Source organism: Mesorhizobium sp. 1M-11 (genome assembly GCF_001303895.1).
In the GTDB taxonomy this organism is placed as follows: Bacteria; Pseudomonadota; Alphaproteobacteria; order Rhizobiales; family Rhizobiaceae; genus Mesorhizobium.
Genome location: NZ_LJSD01000040.1, coordinates 1 through 24,668, shown reverse-complemented (window position 1 = coordinate 24,668; position 24,668 = coordinate 1). Strand labels below are relative to the sequence as shown.

Genomic DNA, 24,668 nt, shown 5'->3' with positions numbered 1-24,668 from the left:
ATTCCGACGAACCAAAAGAAAAGCCCGGCAAGTGCCGGGCTGTTCTTTTTCGGAAGCGGCCGTGCGATGGCGCCTGCTTGAAGCGCCTTGCACCGTCAGTGATCCATCGCCTTGACGATTTCCTCGGTCATCTTCTTGGCGTCGCCGAGCAGCATCATCGTGCCGTCCTTGTAGAACAGCGTGTTGTCGATGCCGGCGTAGCCCGAGCCAAGCGAGCGCTTGACGAACAGGCAGGTGCGCGCCTTGTCCACGTCGAGGATCGGCATGCCGAAGATCGGCGAGGACTTGTCGTCGCGTGCCGACGGGTTGGTGACGTCATTGGCGCCGATGACATAGGCGACGTCGGCCTGCGCGAACTCGGAATTGATGTCCTCCAGTTCGAAGACCTCGTCGTAAGGCACGTTGGCTTCCGCGAGCAGCACATTCATGTGACCCGGCATGCGGCCGGCAACCGGATGGATGGCATACTTCACCTCGACGCCATTCGCCTTCAGCTTGTCGGCCATTTCGCGCAATGCATGCTGCGCCTGGGCAACCGCCATGCCGTAGCCCGGCACGATGATGACCTTCTGCGCGTTCATCATCAGGTAGGCTGCGTCGTCGGCGGCACCGGTCTTCACCGTGCGCTGGATGCCGTCATCCGCCGCCGCGGCCGTTTCGCCGCCGAAACCGCCGAGGATGACCGAGATGAAGGAACGGTTCATGCCCTTGCACATGATGTAGGACAGGATCGCACCCGATGAACCGACCAGTGCGCCGGTGATGATCAGTGCGAGATTGCCGAGGGTGAAGCCGAGGGCGGCAGCAGCCCAGCCCGAATAGGAATTGAGCATCGACACCACCACCGGCATGTCGGCGCCGCCGATCGGGACGATGAGCAGGACGCCCAGCGCCAGCGAGGCGAGAACGATCAGCCAGAAGACGGCATAACTCTGGGTGGTGACGAGCAGGATGATCAGCACGACCAGTGCTGCGCCAAGCACGATGTTGATGAGGTGGCGCCCCGGCAGCATGATCGGCTTGCCGGACATGCGTCCATCCAGCTTCAGGAAGGCGATCACCGAACCGGTGAAAGTGATGGCGCCGATCGCCACGCCCAGGCTCATTTCCACCAGCGCCTGGCCATGGATCGCGCCCACTTCGCCGATGCCGAAGGAAGCCGGCGCGTACATGGCGGCTGCCGCCACCATCACGGCCGCCATGCCGACGAGTGAGTGGAAGGCCGCCACCAATTGCGGCATCGAGGTCATGGCGATGCGGCGGGCCGTGTAGGCGCCGACGCCGCCGCCGATGGCCAGTCCGACCACGATCAGCGCAAAGCCACCGAGGGAGGGCTTGGCCAGCAACAGCGTGGTGACAATGGCGATCGCCATGCCGATCATGCCGTAAAGGTTGCCCTGCCGGCTTGTGGTCGGATGCGACAGGCCTCGCAGCGCCAAAATGAAGAGGATACCCGAGACGAGATACAGGAAAGAGGCGAGATTGACGGACATCATGGCTTCTTCAACGCCTCCATCGAGCCGGCTGGAAATTCCACCTCGGCGAATTCTGGGTAAACCTGGCGCATGACAGTCACCTGCTGGTCTTCGTTGATACGCAGCAGGTACCAGGCGCCGCTGTCGAGCAGCGCCAGTGTCTGGGATTTCGCCAGGATCTTGTCGGCGCCACCCGCGTCCATCACGACCTCGGTCGGGATCAGGGCGTAAGGCTCGCCGTTCGGCAATTCCTTGTATTCCACCTTCGACACATCCATGGCGAAGGATTCGATTTTCACAGTGGCCAGCGCCGCCTGCATCTGTTCGATGACGATCCCGCGCAACGCATCGACCGTCATGCCCGACGCCTTGGCCATATGCTCGAGCACACGTGGCGGGATGGTCTTGACGACCGTGGCATAGTCGTTGCCGCGCATGGCGGTGTCGAAATCCGTCACGGCCTGAACCAGCGCCTTGCTCTCGGCCTCGGTCGCCTGCCGGGCCACCGCGTGGCCGGCAACGACCGACAGGAATGCAGCGGCGAGGAAAAGCTTGACGAGCTTCATCACCGGCCCGCGCTGTCCTTCTTCTTGTACATCGCCAGCATGCGCTGGGTGACAAGGAAGCCGCCGAAGATGTTGACCGAGACCAGCACCAGCGCAATGAAGCCGAAGCCTGTCGCCGCACCGGCAGCCGAAACACCAACGGCCAGCAGCGCGCCGACCACGATCACCGAGGAAATCGCGTTGGTGACGGCCATCAGCGGCGTGTGCAGGGCCGGCGTCACCGACCAGACCACGTAGTAGCCGACGAAGATCGCCAGCACGAAGATGGCGAAGCGGAACACGAACGGGTCAATCGCGCCACCTGAGAGCGCATGCGCCGCGCCGCCGGCTGCGTCAGCCACGCCAGGTTGATTGGCGGCCTCCTGCAGGGCAAGACGAACGGCCGCGCTCGCCTGGTCGAGTTGATCGAGTGCTTTCTGCAAGGCTTCCATCAGGCAGTCCCCTTCGACTTGGTCGCAGTGGGCTTCTTAGCTGCGGCAGGTTTCTTGGCAGCCGTCGGCTTGGCCGGTTTGGCCGCCGGTTCAGCCGAAGCGATCATCGTCGCCGGCTTGTCGGCAAAGTTGGGATGGACGACCTTGCCGCCATCCGTCAGCAGCGTCGCCTTCACCAGTTCGTCTTCGCGATTGATGGCGAGCGCCTTGGTGTCCTTGCTGACGAGTGTCTCCAGGAAGGCGAACAGGTTCTTGGCATAAAGCAAGGACGCCGATGCTGCGACGCGACCAGGCACATTGAGGTGCCCGACAATCTTGACGCCGTTTTCGGTGGTAACGGTTTTGCCCGCTTCAGCGCCGGCGACATTGCCGCCACGCTCTACCGCGAGATCGATCAGGACCGAACCTGGACGCATCGAGGCGACCATTTCCGCAGAGACCAGCCGAGGAGCGGGACGGCCGGGGATCAGAGCCGTGGTGATGACGATATCCTGCTTGGCGATGTGCTCGGCGGTCAGGGCCGCCTGCTTCGCCTGGTATTCCTTGGACATTTCCTTGGCATAGCCGCCGGCCGTCTCGGCCTGCTTGAACTCGTCGTCCTCGACGGCGATGAACTTGGCGCCCAGCGACTGGACCTGTTCCTTCACGGCGGGACGCACGTCGGTGGCGGTAACCACCGCGCCGAGGCGACGTGCCGTCGCAATGGCCTGCAAGCCGGCAACACCCACGCCCATGATGAAGACCTTGGCTGCCGGCACCGTGCCGGCGGCGGTCATCATCATCGGCAGTGCGCGGTCATATTCGCCCGCAGCATCGATCACGGCCTGGTAGCCGGCGAGGTTCGCCTGCGACGACAAGACGTCCATCACCTGCGCACGCGTGATGCGCGGCATGAACTCCATCGCAAAGGACGTCACGCCCGCCTTGCCTAGGGCAGCGACCCCGGCATCGTTGCTGTAGGGATCCATGATGGCGAGGACAGCCGCGCCTTTTTTGTAGTTTTTCAGTTCGGTTTCGGTTGGACGACGAACCTTCAGCACGACATCGGCCTTGGAGATGTCCGCCGCCTTTCCGATCGCAGCTCCGGCCTTGGCGAAGTCGGCATCGGGAATGCGGGAGGCAACGCCCGCCCCGGCTTCGACGACAACCTCGAAGCCCAGACCGGCTATGCGTTTCACCGTATCGGGAGACGCGGCCACGCGCCCCTCGTTCGCATCAATCTCGCGAGGTATGAATACGACTTGTCCCACCGCATGATCCTTTCGGCTGGAACTCTGTTCTTTGCGAACACCGGCCGAACGGCCGGTGCCGTCCCATGCGAAATGGGAAGATCTTATCGGAGAATGAAACCGCCGACCGCCAGGATGATCAGGAACAGGATCGTTCCCGAGAAGAACCCGCCGGCAAAGAAGCCGAAGGCCATGGCGATGAGCAGGGCGGCGCAGAAGAGCGATCCATATTTGGCGAGCGCGACGAAGCCTGCGTAGGTTCGCTCGTGCTCTGCATAGTCCATCTGGGCACCCAGTTCGACAGGACCAGTCGGCGCGTGATCAGCCATCAGTATTCCCCTCCGGAAACGTCTTAAGCGCACATAGCGAAAAGCGTCGCCGAGGGCAATGGCGCTGTTGCCGCATGGTGAGCGAGAACAGCGTCAAGATAAAGTTGAAGGCGAGCGGCGATCCGTGCGCTGCATGGACAGGCCGGAAGCGGCTCAGCCGGCCAGGTTCGGAAAGAGCCCGAGCAGTCCTGCGACGATCAGGTAGATCGCGATGATGTAGTTCAACAGCCTGGGCATGATGAGGATCAACACGCCTGCAATCAGTGAGATCAGTGGTGTCAGAGTTATGGCGGAAATGGTCATGGTCTGCCTCCCATCTATCGCAGCATTCAAGATCAAGAGCCTTCGTGTCGGCGGTAAGGCAAACAGCGCATAAATCTCAGGCGGCTTCGCGGAAGTACTTCGCTGTCGGCAGGATCGTCAGTGGCGCGAGTTCGCCGGGCTCAGGTGGTGCAAAGAGCATACGCCGTTCTGCCGCTGTCGAACGAAAGAAAGGAAACCGCGCATAGTAGCGATCTCGATTGGCGTAAGCGTCGGTACGAAACAACACCACACGTCTTTGAATGCCGGGGTAGGAGCGCAGTTCGCTGATCTGTTCGGAATAGTAGACGCGCCTGTAGAAGCCCGCGTGGTCCTCGCGCACGGTCGAAAGGCCGTAGGGGGCCTGGAAATAAAAGCAGGCCATTCCTGCCAGGCGCAAAGTCACATAGGCAAGCTGCGGATAGACGCGGGTCCAGTCTGGATCCGAGGCGAAACGACTCATGCAGACGAATGTGTCGCCCGCTTCAAGCATGGGGTAGATAATATCTCCAAACGCCTTGGTCGAAGGAGACAGCGGTGTTTCAAGAGTGACGTGATGGATACGCATCGTACCGACGAGGCGCTGCTCGACATAGACACCGAAACGATAGACGTTCGGCACTTCATCCAGCTCATCGCTGATCGTGTGGCTGATGTTGTCCGAAACCATATCGCTGGATCGGAAGGCTTTGTATCTGAGACGATAGATATCCTCTAGGTCTTCGCCTTTGTCGCAGCGTCGGTACTCGGACTTGCTGAGAAGCTCGAATACCTTCTCACTTAAGCTCGTCCCGCTAAACGCAACAGTCTTTGACCCACCGGCGCCGCCGCCCGGTTCGTCCTGCGTACTCATAGCACTACCCCGTACACCCACCGCGGTCGGGAGCCTATGCAACAGCGCTAACATGTAAAGTTCAAAATGCGCGCGATTCCATTTACCGTTTGTTAACCTTAACGCCGCGCCGCACCTTGGTCTGGCTCGGGAAACGCAAGGATTCAGCGGCCTGTGACGTCGGCCAAATATCAGTTTACGCCCACCTTCGAACGAGCAGCATCCACATTCGGCCGCTTGCGCGGCGGAGGGACAACCTCGACAAAGGGCCAGATCGTGCTCGACATCGTCTCGATGCCCGAGGCGCTCAATGCGGAGCCAAACAGAAAGCCCTGCACGAGATCCGGTTCGATCTGCTGCGACAGGATCTTGAGTTGCTCGAAGGTTTCGACACCCTCGATGGTCACGCTCAATCCGAGCGAACGCGAGAGGCTGACGATGCCCTTCAACAATTCCAGTGAACGTGGGCTCTGCGCCACATCCATCAGGAACGATCGGTCTATCTTGACCTTGTCGAGCGGCAGTTTGTGCAGATAGCTCAAGCTCGAATAGCCGGTGCCAAAATCGTCGAGAGCAATACGCACGCCGAGCTTCTTGATTTCCTGGATCAGTTCGCGCGTCTGTGCCTTGTCATCGAGAAGCGCGGTTTCGGTCACCTCGATTTCGAGGCGATTCGGCGCGAGTTTTGCAGCTTCGGTTGCAACCCGCACCCGCTCGACAACATCGCTGTCACGAAAGTCCTTGGCGGAAAGATTGACCGAAACCGAAATCTGCTCCGGCCATTTCGCGCATTCGGCGCAGGCGGCTGTCAGCACAAGCTCGCTGATTTGCGAAATGATGCCCATCTCTTCCGCCAGGGGAATAAAGATGGCCGGCGAAATCGGACCCAGGTCGGGATGATCCCAGCGGCAGAGCGCCTCGCAACTGACGATGCGCATCGTCTCCATCGCAACGATCGGCTGATAGACGATGCGTAGCGCGTTGGCCTCGACGGCTGAGCGCAGATCGGCCTTCATCAGTTGCCGGTTGCGGAACGCGGCGTCCATGGAAGCTTCGAACAATCGCCAGCCGTTTTTGCCGAGTTCCTTCGCCTTGTAGAGCGCAAGATCCGATTTCACGATCATTTCGTCGACTGTGGTGCCATCGACACGCGAGAGAACAGCACCGGCACTCGCCTGGACGCGCAGCGCATGCCCAGCCACGTCCACTTCGCCTTGCAATCCGGCGAAGATGCGTTCGACCAGGTCGGACAGACAGCTCTCATCCTCGACCCGGTCGAAATACAACATGAATTCGTCACCGCCAAAGCGGCTGATGATGACGCCTGGCGCGGAAAACGCCGATAGTCGCTCTGCGGCGGCATAGATCAAACCATCACCAACCGGATGGCCGAGCGTATCGTTGATGCTCTTGAAATCGTCGAGATCTATTACGACCAGTCCGCACTGTCGGCTACGATCTCCTCCCGACATCGCCTCGCTAACCAGTTCGTGAAAATACGCCCGGTTCATCAGCCCGGTCAGGCTGTCATAACGTGCCATGAAACGGATGCGCTCTTCGGCCGCGACGCGTTGCGTGACGTCCTCGAAGGTAATGACACCGAGTTCCTGCGAGCCTTCGCGCGCCGAGAATTCGTAATGTTGCCCGTTGGTCAGGGAGACGAGCACTTTTCTGTCACGCCCTTCGCGCAAGGCGCGGGTCAGCTGGGCCTCGACATAGCGGCAGTCCTTTGCAGCCAGCAGGCCACCCGCCACGCCGCGCATCAGCAAAGAGTGGATCGAACGCCCAAGAAGTTGATCCGCCGATTTGAGCGACATGAGATGAGCCGCTTCGGCATTGGCGACCACCACCTTGCCGGCGGGGTCAAGCATGACCAAGCCATGCGACATCGTATTGAGCGCACGGCCAAAACGTTGAAAGAGGCGGGTAGCCTTTTTCTCCTCGGTTATCGCGGTGAACAGCACGGCACGCATCGCGCGCGCGAGCTTGCTGATGGCGAACATGAACGGAATGATGAAGAGGCCGAGAACGACGTTGTAGAAGTCCCCCTTCATGATCAGGCCGATTGCGATCGGCGCAACGATGGAGAGCGTCAGGATAGCCACCATCTTGATCGAACCGAAATTGCGACCGGCGATGGTGACGGTGGTGGCCAGCACCATCGAGATGGCAGCGATCTCGCCGAACATATCGGGCACGACATGAACGGCGACGAAAGCGAACAATCCGATGGCGAGCCCATGCGCCGTGCCCGCAATCACATAGTAACGCTCCCATTCGAGCGCGGAGCGGTAGGTCTCGATCGTGGCTGGATCAACCCGGCGAATAGCCAGATAGCGACCGAGGCTGACTGCGGTCATCAAGAACGCGAGCGCGACATAGATCGGCGCGCCGGTTTTCAGATAGACGAGGAGAGCAACCGCGCCTTGCGTGAAGGCGCCAACGATCAGCAGGCTGGCGTCGTGAAAAAGCGAACGGACGAAGCCAACGTAGACGTCTTCAGAGATGTCGTCGGGTCGATCTACATTCATGGCCTAGGCGCCGCACCAGCCAACCTCTTGCCACAGCCGCCTTAAGAAAGGCTTAGAATAGCTAAAATTAGCTGTGTCGTCGTCGGCATGCAAACGCCATTCTTCCACTTCTGATCCAGCGGATCATTTTTCGGATCGTGACATCTCATTCGGCCGCTTGCAACCGGGCTTCTTCAGCGCCCGTCAATCGCTCGACCAGCCTTGCCCGTTCGCCGGCCGCCTTCTCCATCGCGGCATGCCTGACGTGGCCATAACCGCGCACCAGCGACGGCACCGAAGCGAGTGCCGCCGCGGCCTCGACCCTGCCGGGTGTGAGTGAACGGGCGATGAGGTCGAGATCATCTTCGAACTGCTTCAGCAACCGCCGTTCACGACGGCGCTCGATCGTGTAGCCGAAGAGATCCAAAGCAGTCCCTCTCACACCTCTTAGCGCTGCCAGGAAGCGAAAACCCTTCATCATCCACGGACCGAAGCTCGACTTTCTCGGCCTCCCGTCCGCATCGCGACGACCCAGGATCGGCGGGGCCAGATGAAATTCCAGTCCGTCGTAACTCTCGAACTGCTGGGACAGCGAACGCATGAAGGAACCATCCGTGTAGAGCCGCGCGACCTCGTACTCATCCTTGATCGCCATCAGTTTGAACAGATTGCGCGCTGCCGCTTCCGTCACGACGGTTGAGCCTGGAGCCATCTTGCTTTCATGCGCCCGGAGTGCGGCGACGCGATCGGCATAACGCTTGCCATAGGCAGCGTTCTGGTAGGCTGTGAGGAATGTCGTGCGCCGAGCGATGATCTCATCCAGAGTTTCGGCAACCGGTTGCGTCGCCCTGCCCAGCCGCTCGACCTGACTGCGCACGAAATCAGGATCGTGTGCCGCGCGCCGGCCCCAGCGGAAGGCAGCCACATTCATCGCCACCGCTTCGCCGTTCAGATCGATCGCCTTTTCGACCGCCTCGGCCGACAATGGCAAGCCGCCATGCTGAAAGGCGAAACCCAGCATGAACATGTTGGCGCCAAGCGAATTGCCGAACAGCGCCGTCGCCGTCCGGGTCGCGTCGAAGAAATGCGCCTTGTCCTCACCTGCGGCCTGGCGGATCGCCTTCTTCAGCCGCTCTGTCGGAAGCGAGAAATCCGCCGTACGCGCGAATTCACCCGGCATGATCTCAGCCGTATTGGCAACGAAAATCGTATGCCCTTCCCGTGCCGCCGCCAGCACCTTCTTGGCGCCGGAAACAACCAGATCGCATCCCAGGATAAGATCGGCTTTGCCGGCCGATACGCGGATGGCGTGGATATCGTCCGGTGTGCTGGCGACACGCACATGCGTGAACACCGAGCCGCCCTTCTGTGCAAGGCCGGCCATGTCGATCATGCCGCAACCCTTGCCTTCCAGATGCGCCGCCATGCCGAGGATCGCACCGACGGTGACGACGCCCGTACCCCCGACGCCATCGATGATGGCCGCCCATCCATCCTTGCCCAGCGCAAAAGCCCGCGGCAAAGGCACACCTTCGAGAGGATCAGCCTTGCCGGCGATGCCAGCGGCCTTCCGGATCCTTGCGCCATGCACGGTGACAAAGGACGGGCAGAAGCCGTTCAGGCAGGAAAAATCCTTGTTGCACGACGACTGATCGATCTTGCGCTTGCGGCCGAATTCGGTCTCGACCGGCTGGATCGAGACGCAATTGGACTGCACGCCGCAATCACCGCAACCCTCGCAGACCAGTTCGTTGATGAAGACGCGTTTGTTTGGGTCCGGAAACGTGCCGCGCTTGCGCCGGCGGCGCTTCTCGGCGGCGCAGGTCTGGTCATAGAGCAGGACCGAAACGCCTTTCACCGATCGCAACTCGCGCTGAATGCGATCGAGATCGTCCCGATGATCGATGGTCACACCGGTGGGGAACTCGGCACGGCCGGCATATTTGTCGGGCTCGTCGGTGACGACGGCGATCCGGTCGACACCTTCGGCACGAACCTGGCGTGCAATCATGTCGACGGTCAGTCCGCCTTCATGTGGTTGGCCACCGGTCATCGCCACCGCATCGTTGTAGAGGATCTTGTAAGTGATGTTGGTGCCGGCCGACAGAGCGAAGCGAAGCGCCAGCGTCCCCGAATGGTTGTAGGTGCCGTCGCCGAGATTCTGGAAGATATGGTCGCGTTTGGAAAACGGTGCCTGGCCGATCCATTGCGCACCCTCGCCGCCCATGGCGGTGAAGCCGATGGTAGAACGGTCCATCCACAAGGCCATGAAATGGCAGCCGATTCCCGCTGCTGCGATAGAGCCCTCCGGAACCTTGGTCGATGAATTGTGCGGGCAGCCGGAACAGAAGAAGGGCGTGCGCGAACCGATATCCTTGGTGTCGGCCAGCATCGCCTGGAACTGCTTCAGCTTCGAGACACGCTGGGTGATTTCTTCGGACGGGCCGATGGTCTTGAGGATGCGCTCGCCCAGCGCGATGGCGATCTCGTTCGGATCAAGCGCGCCCTTGGCAGGGAACAGCCAATCGCCGCGCTCATCCTTCTTGCCGACGATGACCGGTTGATTGGCGGTGCCGTAGAGGTTCTCGCGCAGCTGAACTTCGATCAGCGAGCGCTTTTCCTCGACCACCACGACCGTTTCCAGCCCGCGCGCGAAATCGGCGATGTGCTCGAGATCGATTGGCCACGGACAACCCACCTTGAACAGGCGGATGCCGATGCGGTTCGCCATCGCCTCGTCAATGCCGATATCTTCAAGCGCCTGGCGCACATCGAGATAGCTCTTGCCGACGGTGACGATACCCAGCTTTGCCTTGCGGCCGCCGGAGTAGATGATCCGGTTCAATCCGTTCAAGCGGATAAAGGCGGCCATGGCCGCCCGCTTGCCCTCATGCAGCCGCGCTTCCTGACCGAGCTGATCGAGCTCGTTGCGGATGTTGAGACCGCCCGGCGGCATATCGAACTCAGGCAGGACGATGTTCAGGCGCGCCAGTGATGCGTCGACCGATGCGGTCGATTCGATGTTGTCCTTCACGCATTTGATCGCCGTCCAGGTACCGGCGAAGCGTGACATGGCAAAGCCGAGCAGGCCGTAGTCGATCAGTTCCTGCACGCCGGCTGGATTGAGTACCGGGATCATGGCGTCCACGAAGGCAAATTCCGTGGCATGCGCGTTGGTCGACGATTCGGCGTTGTGGTCGTCGCCCATCAGGGCAAGCACGCCGCCATGCTTGGACGAACCCGCAAGGTTGGCGTGGCGGAATACGTCACCGGAACGATCGACGCCCGGCCCCTTGCCGTACCAGACTGAAAAGACCCCGTCATGCTTGCCTTCACCGAGCAGTTCGGCCTGCTGCGATCCCCAGCAGGCCGTGGCCGCCAGTTCCTCGTTGAGACCTGACTGGAAAACGATGTCGGCTTGCGAAAGCTGATTTTTCGCCCGCCACAGCTGCAGATCCAGCCCACCGAGCGGAGAGCCGCGATAGCCGGAGACAAAGCCCGCGGTGTTGAGACCAGCCAGCCGGTCGCGCTCGCGCTGCATCAGGAGCATGCGCACGACGGCCTGGGCACCCGAGAGAAAAACACGTTCCTTGGAAAGGTCGAATTTGTCGTCGAGCGAGACGTCGTGCAGCGTCATGGTACCTTCCCGTGCGAAACCGTCCGGATTCGCAACAGCGACTGGATCGGGGCGCAGTCTTTCGACCTCGACCGGTAACGTCAATTCAATTCGGCTGGATCAGCGTCAACTTCGGCGTCCATCCACCATGCCTTCAATCGGCTGTGACACCACTTCACCAGCCCGCGAAACGCTGCGGCTTGAGCCAGGTCTGCAGTGGATTGCCGTCTCTGGAAAGCACCGCATCCACCAGCCAGCGTGCGGTTGCCGGCGCGGCATGCATGCCGATGGAACCCATTCCACCGTGCAAATAGAGACCCTCGACCGGCGTGCGCCCGGCCACCGGCAGCCCGTCCGACAGCATCGGCCGGTTGCCTGGATAGACATTTTTCACCGCAGGCGAACCCAGCCCCGGAATCATCCGCAGCGCCCGGGCAGCTATGCGGCTGGGCATATCGGTATTGCGCAGCAGGTCTCGGAAAGCCGGCTGGACAGACGCGCCAAGACGGGCGTCGCCGCCACGCATTGGATTGAGGCAAATCGCCTCCACGCCCGGCCTGTCGTCGCTTTGAGCTGCCACATCCGCCAATCCTGCCAGCGACAGGCGACCCAGTTCATCCTGATCGGGCCATGTCAACTCTTCGACGATCCAGGGTAACTCGAAATCCAGCTTGCCGAGCTGGATCAGCCATCCGCGCCCTGCCGTGAACGGAAGCCCTGGCAGCGGCCCGTCTCCGACAGTCCGACGCAACATGTCGGACATCCAAAGACCGTTGGCGATGAACACCATGTCAGCGGCCAAGATACCGTCATCCGTCAGAACCCCTTGCACCTTGCCGCCGCGCGAGACGATCTGCGCCACCCGCAGGCTGGTCCTGAAACGAGCACCCGAAAGACGCGCCGCATGGGCAAAGGCGTGCGTGGCGCCCATGGGCTCCAACGTCCACGCCCGTTCGACGAAATAGCCGCCGGCCACCCTGAAGCCGAGCCGCGGGTGATCGCGCGCCAGTTCAGCCCCGCTCACCTTCTCCATACCGACACCGGCCTCACGGTAACGCCCGGCCACGGCACACGCTTCTTCGAGGCTGGCATCGTCCTCCGAAATCAGCAGATGACCGATCCGCCCGAACTCGAAGGGAACCGGGCCGTCTGCAAGTTCCGCATAGACCTCCACGCTCTGATCGAGCATCTCGACCACGGGGCGCTGTGGTCCCGAGAGAAGCGTTCCGGTGTTTCGCCCGGATGATTCCGCGGCGATGAGGCTCTGCTCGATCACCGTGACGCCAATCCCTCGCATGGCCAACTCGTATGCCAAGGTGCAGCCGGCGATGCCGCCACCAATGACGATCGCTTCCGTCGTTCGCTTTGTCATTCTCTCCTCCATTCGTATTCTCGTATACCGTATACGAGATTCGATTTGACGAACAAGAGGCTTTGCGGCACGACAGACTTCCTATTCCGGGATGGTTGCATGGACAGGCTGGGAAAGATCGGCGAAGGCAGGAGCGTCAGGCCGCAAACAGCGGCGGATGGGGTGACAGCGATCCTGCGCGAGGCCATCGCCACCGGCAATTTGGCGCCTGGAGCCGCTTTGCGGCAGGACGAACTGGCCAAGGAGTTCGGCGTCAGCCGGATGCCGGTTCGCGACGCGCTGCGGTACCTTGAAGCCGAAGGCCTTGTTGCCATCCATCCGACCCGCGGCGCGGTGGTGGCGGCAATGAACGCCGTCGACATCACTGAGCTTTATGCGCTGCGTGAATTGCTCGAAGCTCAGGCGCTAAGGCTTTCAATGCAAAAGCAGAATCCTGACAGTCTGCGCCTGGCCGCCGGCGTCATCGAGCAACTCGATCGCGAAACCGATGTCGGCCGCTGGGGTCAACTCAATCGCGAGTTCCACCTGGCTCTCTATCGCGATTGCGGCAACCGGCGCTTGCTGGACCTGATCGAAGCGCAGCATACGGCCTCGGACCGTTACGTTCGCATCGTACTGTCCAACCTCGACTATCGCGAACGGTCGCAGGACGAACATCGCGCCATGCTCTTTTCATGCATGCAAGGCGACGAGGCAGCAGCGGTCGGCCACCTGACCCGACATTTCCGCGATGCCTGCGCGGCCCTGCTCGACTACATGACATCACGCGACCGCTAGCGTAGGTGCTGGAGCCTAGGCCTTCGGGCAGGCGGGTTTTTCCGCGCCCGGCAGCCTGCCGTCCGGGTGACCGGCGAGTTCCGGATTAAGCTCATAAACGGGGCCGGTCACCAGAGGTCGGTCCGGCAGCACGCTTTGATCCTCTGTCGAGATCAGCGTCGTTTGCAATGTCTGCAGCAGCTTTCCGCCGAGGTCTTCGATCCTGATGGAGACGGCATAGGGCTTGTCCTTCACCACACATGTCAGTGCCGGGCTGGTAAGGGTTATGTGCCGCATCTTCGGCCAGACGGGCTGCTTCACGACAAAAGGGGCACCGCCTGCGGGATTCTCGAAGGTCGCAACCGCCACCTGTCCTTCTTCCATCGGCCGCAATGGATTGAGTGTCACGACATAGGTGGCGCGTGCCAGTCGATAATTGAATTCGAAAAGACGCCCTGACACTGCGAAGTATTGGTCATCGTCGGACTGACGGCAGGCGCCGAGGACCATCATGGCAAGCAGCCCTGCCCCCAAGGCGAACATCCGGCTGGAGCTTGCGATTTCCCTAGCCACGATCGGCCTCCCGCGTGTCCTTGCGGCGGTGATAGTGACGGCTGGCTTTACGGCGATTTCCACACACCGCCATGTCGCACCAAAGCCGGCTGGAATTGCGGCTGCGGTCCATGAACAGCCAGCGGCAATTGGCACAGATTCTCAAACGGCGTGTCGTGTCACCGCCAAGCAACGACAAAGCGGAAACAGCCAGTGCCGCCTCGAAGGCGAGCGGCGTCGCCGGGTCACCGAACGGCCGTGCCGGCTCTCCAATCTTGCCCTGCGCACCCGCAACGCCTTTTGAGCAAGCCTCCAGAAAATCGGACAAATGACTGCTGTCAAAGGCACCTTCCAAAGCAGCCCCACGGAACAGGCGGTCGGTTGTCTCCCGGATATCCAACACCACCGGCGCGATCCGCTCCGGCTCATGCGCTTCCAGGCGCCGTCCACCCAGCTCGCCACTCCGGAAGGTGCTCGCTGCTTCCGCAAAACGCGCGATCTCCGACGCATCCGCGAACCGATCAAAGCCACGACTGAGATCGCCGCGCAGCACGACCGTGTTGGCCGTGTCGAGTGCGAGCGCGCCACCCGCAAAGCGATGCTGGGTCCAGGAAACCGTCATACCACCAACCTAACCGGTAATATCGGTTTGACAAGTTAGAATCAGAAAGGCAGCCTACCGATGCCTCGGATGCTCCGCGGCCGGTGGCTTGGCATGCTCTACTTTGTCCAACAGGTCCTGAACGGGTTGCATTCAGGTGCGCTCTACGCGCTCCTGGCCTTTGGCTACGCGCTGACCAACGGAATCCTGCACCGGACCAATCTGGCTTATGGCGCGCTGTTTGCCTTCTGCGGGCAGACAATGATCCTGACCGCCGTGTTCGGCTATCAGATCCTATGGTTGACGCTGCCCGCCACCATCCTGTTCGCGGCCGTACTGACCTTCGTCTATGCCGCGCTTGCCAGTCACCTGCTGGCGCGCTTCCTGTTCGAACCGCTTGCCGACCGCTCTCCCAATACGATCGCGGCTGCAACGCTTGGCGTGGCGCTGGTCCTGACCGAGCTTGCCCGCATCTCGGCCAACACGCATGACGTGTGGCTGCAACCGATGCTCGGTACGCCGGTGGTCTTTGCCGAGGCAAACGGGTTCAAGGCGACACTGACCGTGATTCAACTCGTGAATTGCGGCGTCGTCGCGCTTTTCCTCGTTGCCGGCTCCCTCGCGCTCGCGCGCACGAGGTTCGGACGACTGTGGCGCGCGGTCTCCGACGACCCGCATGCAGCCGCCATATGCGGAACCGACGTCCATAAGGTTTTTCGCACCGCGGTCGTTGTTGGCGGGCTCTGCGCGGCACTGGGCGGGATACTTGCGGCGCTCTATTACGGCAATCTCGGCTTCGGCGCCGGCCTGATCTACGGCCTCAAAGTCCTCTTTATCACTGCCGTGGGCGGTTACCTGTCTCCGCCCCGAGCAGCGGCGGGAGCCGCAGCCTACGGTTTGGCCGAATCGCTGTGGACTGGATACTTTTCAGTCGAGTGGCGCGACGCTTGGATGTTCCTCTTTCTGGTTGCAATCCTGGTCCTCGTCGGCGCTGGCCGCGACAACCGCCGGACCATCTGATTTCATTAAACTTTCGTCGCATGACGTCGCTCATGCCTTGCGAAAGTTGGGGGCTGGAATACTTCCAGCGCTCCGACGCCTGGTGGTTGTGTTGACCCGCCAGCCAGACGCGGCATACCGTTGGTCCACGCAGGCGCGGCGCAAAAAAGGGGAGCGGCACGCCCTGCCCATCAGGGAGGTTTGTATGGAAGGGCTTCTGGCTCTGTCCCGAGGTATTGATCGCGTCAGCGAGTTCATTGGAAAGTGGATTTCCTGGCTGATCCTGGTGTCGATCCTGGTCAGTGCAGGCAATGCCATTATCCGCAAGGTATTCAACATCTCGTCCAACGCCTGGCTCGAGCTGCAATGGTACCTGTTCGGTGCTGCCTTCATGCTGGCCGCCGCCTATACGCTCAAGCAGAACGAGCACATCCGCATCGACATCGTCTACGGCATGTGGTCGCGCCGTGTGCAGCACTGGATCGACCTGATCGGCCATGTCTTCTTCCTGATGCCGTTCGTGCTTTTGATGGTCTACATGTTCGTGCCGTACACCCTGCATTCCTTCCGCTCGGGCGAGATGTCCACCAATTCCGGCGGCCTCATCATCTGGCCGGCCAAGGCGATCCTGCTGGTCGGCTTCTTGCTTTTGGCGCTCCAGGGCATTTCGGAGATCATCAAGAAGATCGCCATCATGCGCGGTGACATGGAAGATCCCAATCCATTCGTTTCCGTCCACGAACAGGCCGAACTCGAAGGCAAGGCGCTGGCCGAAGAGGTGCATTCGTGATCGAGTTCATCGCGCAGAACATGGCGCCGATCATGTTCGCTTCGCTGATTGTCTTCCTGCTCTTCGGTTACCCGGTCGCGTTCTCACTGGCAGCAAGCGGACTTGCCTTTTTCGCCATCGGCGTGGAGCTGGCGCCGTTCTCCGGCGGTTCGATCAATCTTTCCTGGCCGCTGCTGTGGGCTTTGCCGGAGAACTTCTACGGCAACAGGGTGATGTCGAACGATGTGCTGCTGGCCATCCCGTTCTTCACCTTCATGGGCATCGTGCTGGAGCGTTCCGGCATGGCGGAGGATCTGCTCGATACGGTCGGCCAGTTGTTCGGTCCGATCCGTGGCGGTCTCGCCTATGCGGTCATTTTTGTTGGCGCGCTGCTGGCCGCCACCACGGGCGTCGTTGCCGCATCCGTCATCGCGATGGGCTTGATCTCGCTGCCGATCATGCTGCGCTACGGCTATGACAGGCGTGTTGCATCCGGCGTCATCGCCGCATCAGGCACGTTGGCGCAGATCATTCCGCCATCGCTGGTGCTGATCGTGCTCGCCGACCAGCTCGGCCGCTCCGTCGGCGACATGTATGCCGGCGCGTTGATTCCCGGCCTTGTGCTGACCGGCATCTACATGAGCTACATCCTGGTGATGTCGATCATCCGGCCGAATTCGATGCCAGCACTGCCACTCGAGGCACGCACACTTGGTCAGGGTGTATGGTCGCTGGTTGTGGCTCTGCTGGCTGCTGGCGCAATTGGCTACCTCGTCTATCGTTATCTCGAGCCGACCCAGGGCACGAATGCGGATATTCTCGCCGCCACCATCGCAGTCATCATGATCTACATCGTTGCCGTCGCCGACAAGGCGCTCGGCTTCAACCTGATGTCCAGGCTGGCGCAGCAGGTGGTGATCGTGCTGATTCCACCGCTGGCCCTCATATTCCTGGTGCTCGGCACCATCTTCCTCGGCATCGCCACGCCGACGGAAGGCGGCGCCATGGGCGCGGTTGGCGCCCTCGTCATGGCCGGTTTCAAAAGGCGGCTCACCCTGGATGTCATCAAACAGGCGCTCGCCTCGACCACCAGGCTTTCATCCTTCGTGTTGTTCATCCTGATCGGCGCCCGCGTCTTCTCGCTCACCTTCTACGGCGTGAACGGCCATCTCTGGGTCGAGCATCTTCTGGTCTCTCTGCCGGGCGGTGAGCTCGGTTTTCTCATCGTCGTCAACATTCTCGTCTTCGTGCTGGCCTTCTTCCTCGACTTCTTCGAGTTGGCTTTCATCATCGTGCCGCTGCTGGCACCGGCCGCCGACAAGCTCGGCATCGATCTCGTCTGGTTCGGCGTACTACTGGGCGTCAACATGCAGACGTCCTTCATGCACCCGCCCTTTGGCTTCGCATTGTTCTACCTGCGTTCGGTAGCGGCCCGCGTGCCTTATCTGGATCGCATCACTGGCAAGCAGATCGCCCCGGTCACGACGGGCCAGATCTATTGGGGAGCGGTACCATTCGTCTGCATCCAGGTGCTGATGATCGGCTTGACCATCGCCTTCCCGCAGATGGTCATGCACTACAAGGGCAAGGTCGTCGATCCGAGCACCATAGAGATCAAGGTACCGGAATTGCCGGGCATGGGCCTGCCTCCGCTCGGCTCGCCCCCCGATGCGGGAGGCGGTGCGGCCCCGGCACAACCCGCTGCCCCTGGTACGGATCTGTCGCAACCACCAAGCTTCGGCGGCGATCAGCCGAACCAGCCTGCGCCATCCACGCCCGATCTTTCAAAGCCACCCAGCTTCAACTGATCCAGCAGAGCGGTTGGCCCACCTCAAAAGAACCCCGGAGCATGCTCCGGGGTTTTCCATTCAGGGTCGTCAGATCTTGCCGCCTCGCTGCTGCAGCATCATGAAGGTATCGAAAGTATATTCCGACACTTGCGCCCACAGATAGGCATCGCGCCGGAACCCAACCTGGCTGTCATAGATTTTCTTGAACGCCGCATTCGCCGCCGAGATTTCCGCATAGGTTGCATTTGCCGCATCGAAACAGGCAGCCAGGATATCTTGGCTGAACGGACGAAGTTGCGCGCCTCCGGCCACCAGCCGTTTCAACGCAGCCGGATTCTTCTGATCGTAACTCGCCATCATGTCGCAATTGGCGGCCTGGCAGGCGGAAGTCAGCGCCGCCTGATAAGGTTTCGGCAATTCGTTCCACTTGGCAAGATTGACCAGGAGATTGAGCGTCGGGCCGCCCTCCCACCAGCCAGGATAATAATAATAGGGCGCGACCTTCTGGAACCCGAGTTTCTCGTCGTCATAGGGCCCGACCCACTCGGCCGCATCGATCGTGCCCTTTTCCAGCGCCGGATAGATATCGCCGCCAGCGATCTGCTGCGGAACCAGACCCAGCCTCTGCAAGACCTTGCCGGCAAAACCGCCGATGCGCATCTTGAGGCCCTTGAAATCCTCGACCGTCTTTATCTCCTTGCGGAACCAGCCTCCCATCTGTGCGCCGGTGTTGCCGCAGGGCAATCCGTAGAGCCCCTGCGTAGCGTAGAACTCGTTCAGCAGTTCATTGCCCTGGTTGTAATACAGCCAGGCATTCATCTGCCGATCGTTGAACATGAATGGCACTGCGGTTGCCAGGGCATAGGTCGGGTCCTTCCCCCAGTAATAGTAGGACGCCGTGTGACAGCATTCGACTGTGCCTGCCGCCGCGGCGTCCGCCGCCTGCAAGCCTGGCACCAATTCACCCGACGCAAAGACCTGGATGTCGAAATTGCCGTCCGTGGACTCGCGAACATATTTCGCCATCGTCTGCGCGGCGCCGAAGATCGTGTCCAGCGCCTTTGGGAACGACGATGTGCATCGCCACGACAGCTTCGGCAGCGACTGCGCCATCGCCGGCGCAGCAAGACTTGCCGCGATCCCGATAGCCCCCGCCCCGGTCTGGCCTGCTTTCTTCACGAATGAACGACGATCCATTCCGCTTCCTCCCTCGCCTGGATCCACGAAGCGCCGAAGGGCTTGTTTTTCATGACGACCAGACGGCGCTGGCCCCATGATGCATGACATCTGGACCAAGTCCAGCAGCGCAGTTGAACCGCACACGAAAAAGGCCCGGAAGCAATGCTCTCCGGGCCTCGTTCTTCAACCTGTGGTCAGATCAGAGCTTGTTGCCGCGCTGCTGGATCATCATGAAGGTGTCATAATTGTATTCGGCCACCTGCGCCCAGAGATAGTGCTCCTTGCGGAAAGCCTTGATCGAATCCCAGATCTTCTTGAAATCAGCATTGCCGGATTCCATCTCGGCATAGACCTCATTCGACTTCTCAAAGCAGGCTGCAAGAATCTCCTGGCTGAAGGGCCTCAGCTTGGCGCCGGATGCGACCAGCGATTTCACCGCGCCGGGATTCACATAGTCATATTTCTGCAGCATGTTGGCATCCGCAGCCTGAGCCGCAGTGTGCACCAGTGACTTGTAGTTTGCCGGCAGTTCCTCGAACTTCGCCTTGTTGAAGAGCAGGTGGACGGTCGGTCCGCCTTCCCACCAGCCGGGATAGTAGTAATAGGGCGCTACCTTCTGGAAGCCGAGCTTCTCATCATCGTAGGGGCCGACCCACTCGGCGGCATCGATGGTGCCCTTCTCCAGCGCAGGATAGATGTCGCCACCGGCGATCTGCTGCGGCACGACACCCAGCTTCTCAACCACCTTGCCGGCAAAGCCGCCGATACGCATCTTCAGGCCCTTGAGGTCGGCAACCGTGTTGATTTCCTTGCGGAACCAGCCGCCCATCTGCACACCGGTGTTGCCCCCTGGAAGGCCATAAAGTCCCTGTTTGCCCAGGAACTCGTTGAACAGCGCGATGCCGCCGCCGTGATAGTGCCAGGCATTCATGCCGCGCGCATTGAGCGCGAACGGCACCGCCGCTCCCAAAGCCCAGGTCGGGTTCTTGCCCCAATAATAGTAAGTAACTGTATGAGCGGCCTCGACCGTCCCGCCCGCCGCTGCGTCTGCCGCCTGCAGGCCGGGAACGAGTTCGCCGGAAGCGAAGACCTGCACCGTGAAATTGCCGTCGGTTGCTTCCGAGAGCATCTTGGAAAACACTTCGGCACCGCCGTAGATCGTATCCAGCGACTTCGGGAAGGACGAGGTCAGGCGCCAAGTCACTTTCGGATTGGATTGGGCGATAGCCGGAGCCGCGAGTGTCGTGGCAACGGCCGCCGCTCCCGCACCGGTGACACCGGCTTTGCGGATGAACGAACGACGATCCATGAAGTTCCTCCCTTTTTGGATCAACGGGCGATATGAAAATAAACAGAATTTCCCGATTTGGTGGGTTGTACCCCGGGCAGACAATACACGCCGTTCCCATCGTGTCCAGCGAGCGCCAGGGCCTCTGGAGCAGCCTTTTCCAAGCTCTGCGACTATAGTCTAACGACAGGATCGTGCATGGCTTGCATGGCTTGGTGAGGCTATAAACTTGTCGTGGAAAAGCGTCCCGGCATCGCCTATTTTATAGGCATTCCAGCTTTGGACCCTAACGGAACCCGTAACCAAAATGCAGCAGCCGCTCGTCGCAGTCTCGACCGATGTCCGCCAGTTCGACAACTACACCTGGCACGCAGCACCTCGGCAATATCTGGAAGCGGCAATCGCCGGCGCCGGCGTTTTCCCGGTTCTGGTTCCTTCCTTCGGCGACCGGCTCGATCTCGACGAACTCCTGTCGTCTGTCGATGGCGTGATGATGACCGGCTCGAAGTCGAACGTGCACCCTTCGCTTTATGGTGGCGACGCCAGCGAAGCCAATGGCCCCTACGACCCCGACCGTGACGCGACGACCTTGCCGTTGATCCGCAGGGCGATCGAACGCGGCGTGCCGTTGTTGGCCATCTGCCGCGGCATCCAGGAGATGAACGTCGCCCTTGGCGGCTCGCTCGCCACGGAGATCCAGGAACGCGAAGGCTCGCTCGACCATCGCGCACCGGTTTCCGACGATCAGGACGAACGCTTCGCCATCCGCCAGAGCGTCAGCATCAAGCCGGGTTCGTGCCTTGCGGGTGTCTTCGGTGCTGGCGAAGTCATGGTCAATTCCGTGCATCGGCAGGCTGTCGACCGGCTCGGACCGAAGTTGCAGATCGAGGCAGTGGCGACCGACGGTACCGTCGAGGCTGTTTCGGTGCGTGATTCCCGCTCCTTCGCCGTTGGCGTACAGTGGCACCCGGAATATTGGGTGAAAAGCGACAGCGTCTCGCAGCGCGTTTTCAAGGCGTTCGGCGATGCCGTGCGTGCACATGCCGCCGCCAGGGCTGCAACACGCGCTGCCGCTGAATAAACAGCTTTTCATAACAGACGGGCCTCATCGCTGTCGGCTGCGCGCACCTATACGCACATCTCGACGACCGGTTGGCTGAAGCGCGATTTCCATCGCATTCCATTTTTCGGTTCGCTACTGTAGGCCGGGGTTGAGGGTTACAGGGTGGCATTCAGCGCGAACGAAATTGCCAGGCATCCGGCTCTGCATCGCAGCATTCGCAGCCAGGCGAAGGCTCTGCTGGCCGCCCGTGAAAGTTCGCCACGGCTCGCGTCTGTGTTCGCCACGCAGCAGCGCTGGCTGATGGCGCATGCAGGATTGGCCATCTATTTTCGCCAAGGCGCGTTGACGACCGCGCGTTTCCTCCAACTGGTCGAACAGCATTCCGTGGCCAGCCGAAATACGGCCGACGCCTTCATGAAAGAAATGCTCAAATACAATTATGTCGAGCCTCTGCCGGACAACACCGATCGCCGCTCGATTCCACTGCGCCCAACCGTTCAGACGCTTCAAATCCTGGCGGCCTGGGCAATGATTCATCTCACGACATTGGACGAGCTCGATGGCGGAGGGCGGCGGGCAACTTTTGCTTCCAGATCTGATGCACTCGCCCGGCTGGAACCTCTGATCGCTGATGGCCTGCTCACTTCGGGCCCGGTACGCGCCCCTGAAAAGACCTTCTCGTTGTTCACCTGGCTAAACAATGGTGGCGTCGTCATGGAATGGCTCATCTCGGGTGTGGATCCAGGCCTGGCCGATCGAGACCACATCCCTACCGGAGTCGTTTCGATTGGCGAATTCGCCAATTGGCTGAAGCTTTCGCGTACGCATCTGGCGCGCAAACTGCGCGAGGCTGAAGACCTTGGCAGCATTGGTTGGCTGGGCCAGCGCGGCCACTCCGTCATGTGGATGTCGCGCGATTTCTATCGCGAATATATGGACGCACAGGCCGTGAAGCTGGCTATCATCGACCAGGCATTCGAGCAAAACCTGGCCAGCATGGCAGCATGATCGGCCGAGACCTGGCTGTTTATTTGGCCAACCTCTCGGCATGCCATTTGAGGTGATCATCCATGAAGGTCGAGATGAAGTTGTAGGAGTGGTCGTAGCCGTCCTGCATGCGCAAGGTGAGCGCGATGCCGGCCTTGCCGCAGGCGTCTTCCAACAGCCAGGGACGCAAACCCTCATCGAGGAAGCCGTCTGTTGTGCCCTGATCGACCAGCAGCTCGGGAAAGCGCTTGCCATCCTCGATCAGCAGCGTTGCGTCATAGGCACGCCATGCCCTCTCGTCACTACCGAGATACTTTTCCAAAGCCGGCTTCGACCAACCGGCCGTCGTCGGCTGCACGATCGGCGCGAAAGCCGAACAGCTCCTGAAGCGATCCGCGTTCCTGAGTGCGACGGTCAATGCGCCGTGACCACCCATGGAATGGCCGAATATCCCCTGCCGCGCCATGTCTGCCGGGAAGTTTGCGGCAATGAGCGCCGGCAGTTCCTCGGCGAGGTAGGAATACATCCGATAGTTCTTCGCAAACGGCTCCTGCGTGGCATCGACATAGAAGCCGGCGCCCTGGCCGAACTGCCAGTTGTCCTTCTCGTCCGGCACGGCCTCGCCGCGCGGGCTGGTGTCCGGGCAGACGATCATCAGGCCGAGCTCGGCGGCCAGGCGCCGATATTCGCCCTTGTCCATGACATTGGCATGGGTGCAGGTGAGGCCTGACAGATACCACAGCACCGGCACCGGGTGATCCTTGGCCTGGGGTGGCACGAATACGGCAAAGGTCATGTCGCAGGCGCAGGCGTCCGACGCATGCGAATAGACGCCCTGGACGCCGCCATGCGACTTCGACGTGGAAACGGTTTTCATCGGTCCTGTCTTCTCAATCCATCTGGTGTTGGGAACGCCTGCGAGCCGCGCCCGACATCAAGCCGGGCGCCCTGGCGTAATGCGGCTGTGCGGATCAGTAAACGACCACGCTTCGGATGCTCTTGCCTTCATGCATGAGATCGAAGCCCTTGTTGATCTCGTCGAGCTTCAGCGTGTGGGTGATCATCGGATCGATCTCGATCTTGCCGTCCATGTACCAGTCGACGATCTTCGGCACATCGGTGCGGCCGCGCGCGCCGCCGAACGCCGTGCCCATCCAGGTACGGCCCGTCACCAGTTGGAACGGGCGCGTCGAGATCTCCTGGCCGGCACCGGCAACACCGATGACGATCGACTTGCCCCAGCCGCGATGCGCCGCCTCCAGCGCCTGGCGCATCACCTTGGTGTTGCCCGTGCAGTCGAAGGTGTAGTCGGCACCGCCGATCTGGTCGGCGCCACGCTTGGTCAGGTTGACCAGGTAAGGCACGATGTCGCCATCGACCTCCTTCGGGTTGACGAAATGCGTCATGCCGAAGCGCTCGCCCCAGGCCTTCTTGTCGTTGTTGAGATCGACACCGATGATCATGTCGGCACCGGCAAGCCTCAGCCCCTGGATGACGTTCAGGCCAATGCCGCCGAGCCCGAACACCACAGCGGTCGCGCCCTCCTCCACCTTGGCGGTGTTGATGACGGCGCCGATGCCGGTGGTGACGCCGCAGCCGATGTAGCAGATCTTGTCGAACGGTGCGTCCGGGTTGACCTTGGCCAGCGCGATCTCGGGCAGCACCGTGAAATTCGAGAAGGTCGAGCAGCCCATATAGTGGAAGATCTTTTCCCCACCGATCGAGAAGCGCGAGCTGCCGTCCGGCATCAGGCCCTGGCCCTGGGTGGCGCGGATCGCCGTGCACAGGTTGGTCTTGCGCGACAGGCATGACGGGCACGAGCGGCATTCGGGCGTATAGAGCGGGATGACATGGTCGCCCTTCTTCAGGCTGGTCACCCCCTTGCCGACATCGACGACGACGCCGGCACCTTCATGGCCGAGGATCGCCGGGAAGATGCCTTCCGGATCGGCGCCCGACAGCGTGAACTCGTCGGTGTGGCAGATGCCGGTCGCCTTCACCTCAACCAGCACCTCGCCCTCGCG

Annotated in this window: 22 protein-coding genes; 6 read left to right on the top strand and 16 right to left on the bottom strand. The window is 61.0% G+C overall.

The annotated features are described in order from the left end of the window. Window positions 1–95: 95 nt before the first annotated feature. The 10 genes from AO692_RS17640 to AO692_RS17600 form a co-directional block, all read right to left on the bottom strand. Complete coding sequence (locus AO692_RS17640) at window positions 96–1,493, bottom strand: NAD(P)(+) transhydrogenase (Re/Si-specific) subunit beta (protein WP_054311411.1); 1,398 nt, start codon at window positions 1,491–1,493, stop codon at window positions 96–98. After that, window positions 1,493–2,041, bottom strand: a complete 549-nt coding sequence (locus tag AO692_RS17635) for a hypothetical protein (RefSeq protein WP_054311369.1) — start codon at window positions 2,039–2,041, stop codon at window positions 1,493–1,495. Before AO692_RS17635 ends, AO692_RS17640 begins: the two co-directional genes overlap by 1 nt. Further along, a complete protein-coding gene (locus AO692_RS17630; protein ID WP_054311368.1) occupies window positions 2,041–2,472 on the bottom strand; it encodes an NAD(P) transhydrogenase subunit alpha in 432 nt (143 codons plus the stop codon). The genes AO692_RS17635 and AO692_RS17630 overlap by 1 nt, the downstream gene beginning before the upstream one ends. After that, window positions 2,472–3,722: a Re/Si-specific NAD(P)(+) transhydrogenase subunit alpha gene (locus AO692_RS17625; protein WP_054311367.1), complete on the bottom strand. Its 1,251-nt coding sequence runs from the start codon at window positions 3,720–3,722 to the stop codon at window positions 2,472–2,474. The genes AO692_RS17630 and AO692_RS17625 overlap by 1 nt, the downstream gene beginning before the upstream one ends. An 83-nt stretch (window positions 3,723–3,805) precedes the next feature. Beyond that, window positions 3,806–4,030 (bottom strand): aa3-type cytochrome c oxidase subunit IV, encoded by a 225-nt coding sequence (locus AO692_RS17620; RefSeq protein ID WP_054311366.1) that lies wholly within the window; start codon window positions 4,028–4,030, stop codon window positions 3,806–3,808. A 153-nt stretch (window positions 4,031–4,183) separates the two neighbouring features. Further along, a complete protein-coding gene (locus AO692_RS32320) occupies window positions 4,184–4,333 on the bottom strand; it encodes a DUF3096 domain-containing protein (RefSeq protein ID WP_082407421.1) in 150 nt (49 codons plus the stop codon). Between the two features lie 76 nt (window positions 4,334–4,409). Next, window positions 4,410–5,183 (bottom strand): hypothetical protein, encoded by a 774-nt coding sequence (locus AO692_RS17615; RefSeq protein ID WP_054311365.1) that lies wholly within the window; start codon window positions 5,181–5,183, stop codon window positions 4,410–4,412. A gap of 170 nt (window positions 5,184–5,353) precedes the next feature. Further along, the gene (locus AO692_RS17610) at window positions 5,354–7,693 is read right to left on the bottom strand and encodes an EAL domain-containing protein (RefSeq protein ID WP_054311364.1); all 2,340 of its coding nucleotides are present in this window, start codon (window positions 7,691–7,693) and stop codon (window positions 5,354–5,356) included. Window positions 7,694–7,838: 145 nt separating this feature from the next. Further along, the gene (locus AO692_RS17605) at window positions 7,839–11,309 is read right to left on the bottom strand and encodes an indolepyruvate ferredoxin oxidoreductase family protein (protein WP_054311363.1); all 3,471 of its coding nucleotides are present in this window, start codon (window positions 11,307–11,309) and stop codon (window positions 7,839–7,841) included. Window positions 11,310–11,463: 154 nt separating this feature from the next. Continuing rightward, the gene (locus tag AO692_RS17600) at window positions 11,464–12,660 is read right to left on the bottom strand and encodes an FAD-dependent oxidoreductase (protein WP_244483395.1); all 1,197 of its coding nucleotides are present in this window, start codon (window positions 12,658–12,660) and stop codon (window positions 11,464–11,466) included. A gap of 99 nt (window positions 12,661–12,759) precedes the next feature. Here AO692_RS17600 and AO692_RS17595 point away from each other — a divergent pair, with 99 nt between their 5' ends. Then, entirely contained in the window at window positions 12,760–13,437 is a 678-nt protein-coding gene (locus AO692_RS17595; RefSeq protein ID WP_054311361.1) for a GntR family transcriptional regulator, read from the top strand. A gap of 15 nt (window positions 13,438–13,452) precedes the next feature. Here the strand turns inward: AO692_RS17595 and AO692_RS17590 are convergent, their stop codons facing one another. Continuing rightward, window positions 13,453–13,959 (bottom strand): hypothetical protein, encoded by a 507-nt coding sequence (locus AO692_RS17590; protein ID WP_054311360.1) that lies wholly within the window; start codon window positions 13,957–13,959, stop codon window positions 13,453–13,455. A gap of 22 nt (window positions 13,960–13,981) precedes the next feature. Continuing rightward, window positions 13,982–14,590 (bottom strand): CGNR zinc finger domain-containing protein, encoded by a 609-nt coding sequence (locus AO692_RS17585; protein WP_054311359.1) that lies wholly within the window; start codon window positions 14,588–14,590, stop codon window positions 13,982–13,984. 93 nt (window positions 14,591–14,683) lie between these two features. On the opposite strand from AO692_RS17585, the gene AO692_RS17580 reads away from it, so the two are divergent. The 3 genes from AO692_RS17580 to AO692_RS17570 all read left to right on the top strand — a co-directional run bounded on the left by AO692_RS17580 (window position 14,684) and on the right by AO692_RS17570 (window position 18,145). After that, complete coding sequence (locus AO692_RS17580; RefSeq protein ID WP_054311410.1) at window positions 14,684–15,589, top strand: branched-chain amino acid ABC transporter permease; 906 nt, start codon at window positions 14,684–14,686, stop codon at window positions 15,587–15,589. A gap of 184 nt (window positions 15,590–15,773) precedes the next feature. Further along, window positions 15,774–16,358, top strand: coding sequence for a TRAP transporter small permease subunit (locus AO692_RS17575; protein ID WP_054311358.1), 585 nt, complete (start codon window positions 15,774–15,776; stop codon window positions 16,356–16,358). After that, window positions 16,355–18,145, top strand: a complete 1,791-nt coding sequence (locus AO692_RS17570) for a TRAP transporter large permease subunit (RefSeq protein WP_200911751.1) — start codon at window positions 16,355–16,357, stop codon at window positions 18,143–18,145. Before AO692_RS17575 ends, AO692_RS17570 begins: the two co-directional genes overlap by 4 nt. A 69-nt stretch (window positions 18,146–18,214) precedes the next feature. Here the strand turns inward: AO692_RS17570 and AO692_RS17565 are convergent, their stop codons facing one another. Together AO692_RS17565 and AO692_RS17560 are read right to left on the bottom strand one after the other, a co-directional pair. Then, window positions 18,215–19,324, bottom strand: coding sequence for a TRAP transporter substrate-binding protein (locus AO692_RS17565; protein WP_054311357.1), 1,110 nt, complete (start codon window positions 19,322–19,324; stop codon window positions 18,215–18,217). 181 nt (window positions 19,325–19,505) lie between these two features. Next, on the bottom strand, window positions 19,506–20,615 hold the full coding sequence (locus AO692_RS17560) for a TRAP transporter substrate-binding protein (RefSeq protein WP_054311356.1): 1,110 nt from the start codon (window positions 20,613–20,615) through the stop codon (window positions 19,506–19,508). 286 nt (window positions 20,616–20,901) lie between these two features. Here AO692_RS17560 and AO692_RS17555 point away from each other — a divergent pair, with 286 nt between their 5' ends. Both AO692_RS17555 and AO692_RS17550 read left to right on the top strand, forming a co-directional pair. Continuing rightward, on the top strand, window positions 20,902–21,675 hold the full coding sequence (locus AO692_RS17555; RefSeq protein WP_054311355.1) for a gamma-glutamyl-gamma-aminobutyrate hydrolase family protein: 774 nt from the start codon (window positions 20,902–20,904) through the stop codon (window positions 21,673–21,675). Between the two features lie 144 nt (window positions 21,676–21,819). After that, complete coding sequence (locus tag AO692_RS17550; protein ID WP_054311354.1) at window positions 21,820–22,665, top strand: hypothetical protein; 846 nt, start codon at window positions 21,820–21,822, stop codon at window positions 22,663–22,665. A gap of 19 nt (window positions 22,666–22,684) precedes the next feature. Here AO692_RS17550 and fghA read toward each other — a convergent pair whose 3' ends face one another. Together fghA and AO692_RS17540 are read right to left on the bottom strand one after the other, a co-directional pair. Then, window positions 22,685–23,521 carry an S-formylglutathione hydrolase gene (fghA, locus tag AO692_RS17545; protein ID WP_054311353.1) on the bottom strand — a complete coding sequence of 279 codons (837 nt, stop codon included), beginning with the start codon at window positions 23,519–23,521 and terminating at the stop codon, window positions 22,685–22,687. A 94-nt stretch (window positions 23,522–23,615) separates the two neighbouring features. Further along, the coding region (locus AO692_RS17540) for an S-(hydroxymethyl)glutathione dehydrogenase/class III alcohol dehydrogenase (protein ID WP_054311352.1) at window positions 23,616–24,668 on the bottom strand (1,053 nt) is incomplete at its 5' end.

What these genes read in the sequence shown, in the direction of transcription:
- AO692_RS17640 (WP_054311411.1), bottom strand. Translation starts at nt 1,493, where the DNA reads ATGTCCGTCAATCTCGCCTCTTTCCTGTATCTCGTCTCGGGTATCCTC.
- AO692_RS17635 (WP_054311369.1), bottom strand. Translation starts at nt 2,041, where the DNA reads ATGAAGCTCGTCAAGCTTTTCCTCGCCGCTGCATTCCTGTCGGTCGTT.
- AO692_RS17630 (WP_054311368.1), bottom strand. Translation starts at nt 2,472, where the DNA reads ATGGAAGCCTTGCAGAAAGCACTCGATCAACTCGACCAGGCGAGCGCG.
- AO692_RS17620 (WP_054311366.1), bottom strand. Translation starts at nt 4,030, where the DNA reads ATGGCTGATCACGCGCCGACTGGTCCTGTCGAACTGGGTGCCCAGATG.
- AO692_RS32320 (WP_082407421.1), bottom strand. Translation starts at nt 4,333, where the DNA reads ATGACCATTTCCGCCATAACTCTGACACCACTGATCTCACTGATTGCA.
- AO692_RS17615 (WP_054311365.1), bottom strand. Translation starts at nt 5,183, where the DNA reads ATGAGTACGCAGGACGAACCGGGCGGCGGCGCCGGTGGGTCAAAGACT.
- AO692_RS17610 (WP_054311364.1), bottom strand. Translation starts at nt 7,693, where the DNA reads ATGAATGTAGATCGACCCGACGACATCTCTGAAGACGTCTACGTTGGC.
- AO692_RS17605 (WP_054311363.1), bottom strand. Translation starts at nt 11,309, where the DNA reads ATGACGCTGCACGACGTCTCGCTCGACGACAAATTCGACCTTTCCAAG.
- AO692_RS17600 (WP_244483395.1), bottom strand. Translation starts at nt 12,660, where the DNA reads ATGACAAAGCGAACGACGGAAGCGATCGTCATTGGTGGCGGCATCGCC.
- AO692_RS17595 (WP_054311361.1), top strand. Translation starts at nt 12,760, where the DNA reads ATGGACAGGCTGGGAAAGATCGGCGAAGGCAGGAGCGTCAGGCCGCAA.
- AO692_RS17590 (WP_054311360.1), bottom strand. Translation starts at nt 13,959, where the DNA reads ATGTTCGCCTTGGGGGCAGGGCTGCTTGCCATGATGGTCCTCGGCGCC.
- AO692_RS17585 (WP_054311359.1), bottom strand. Translation starts at nt 14,590, where the DNA reads ATGACGGTTTCCTGGACCCAGCATCGCTTTGCGGGTGGCGCGCTCGCA.
- AO692_RS17580 (WP_054311410.1), top strand. Translation starts at nt 14,684, where the DNA reads ATGCTCTACTTTGTCCAACAGGTCCTGAACGGGTTGCATTCAGGTGCG.
- AO692_RS17575 (WP_054311358.1), top strand. Translation starts at nt 15,774, where the DNA reads ATGGAAGGGCTTCTGGCTCTGTCCCGAGGTATTGATCGCGTCAGCGAG.
- AO692_RS17565 (WP_054311357.1), bottom strand. Translation starts at nt 19,324, where the DNA reads ATGGATCGTCGTTCATTCGTGAAGAAAGCAGGCCAGACCGGGGCGGGG.
- AO692_RS17560 (WP_054311356.1), bottom strand. Translation starts at nt 20,615, where the DNA reads ATGGATCGTCGTTCGTTCATCCGCAAAGCCGGTGTCACCGGTGCGGGA.
- AO692_RS17555 (WP_054311355.1), top strand. Translation starts at nt 20,902, where the DNA reads ATGCAGCAGCCGCTCGTCGCAGTCTCGACCGATGTCCGCCAGTTCGAC.
- fghA (WP_054311353.1), bottom strand. Translation starts at nt 23,521, where the DNA reads ATGAAAACCGTTTCCACGTCGAAGTCGCATGGCGGCGTCCAGGGCGTC.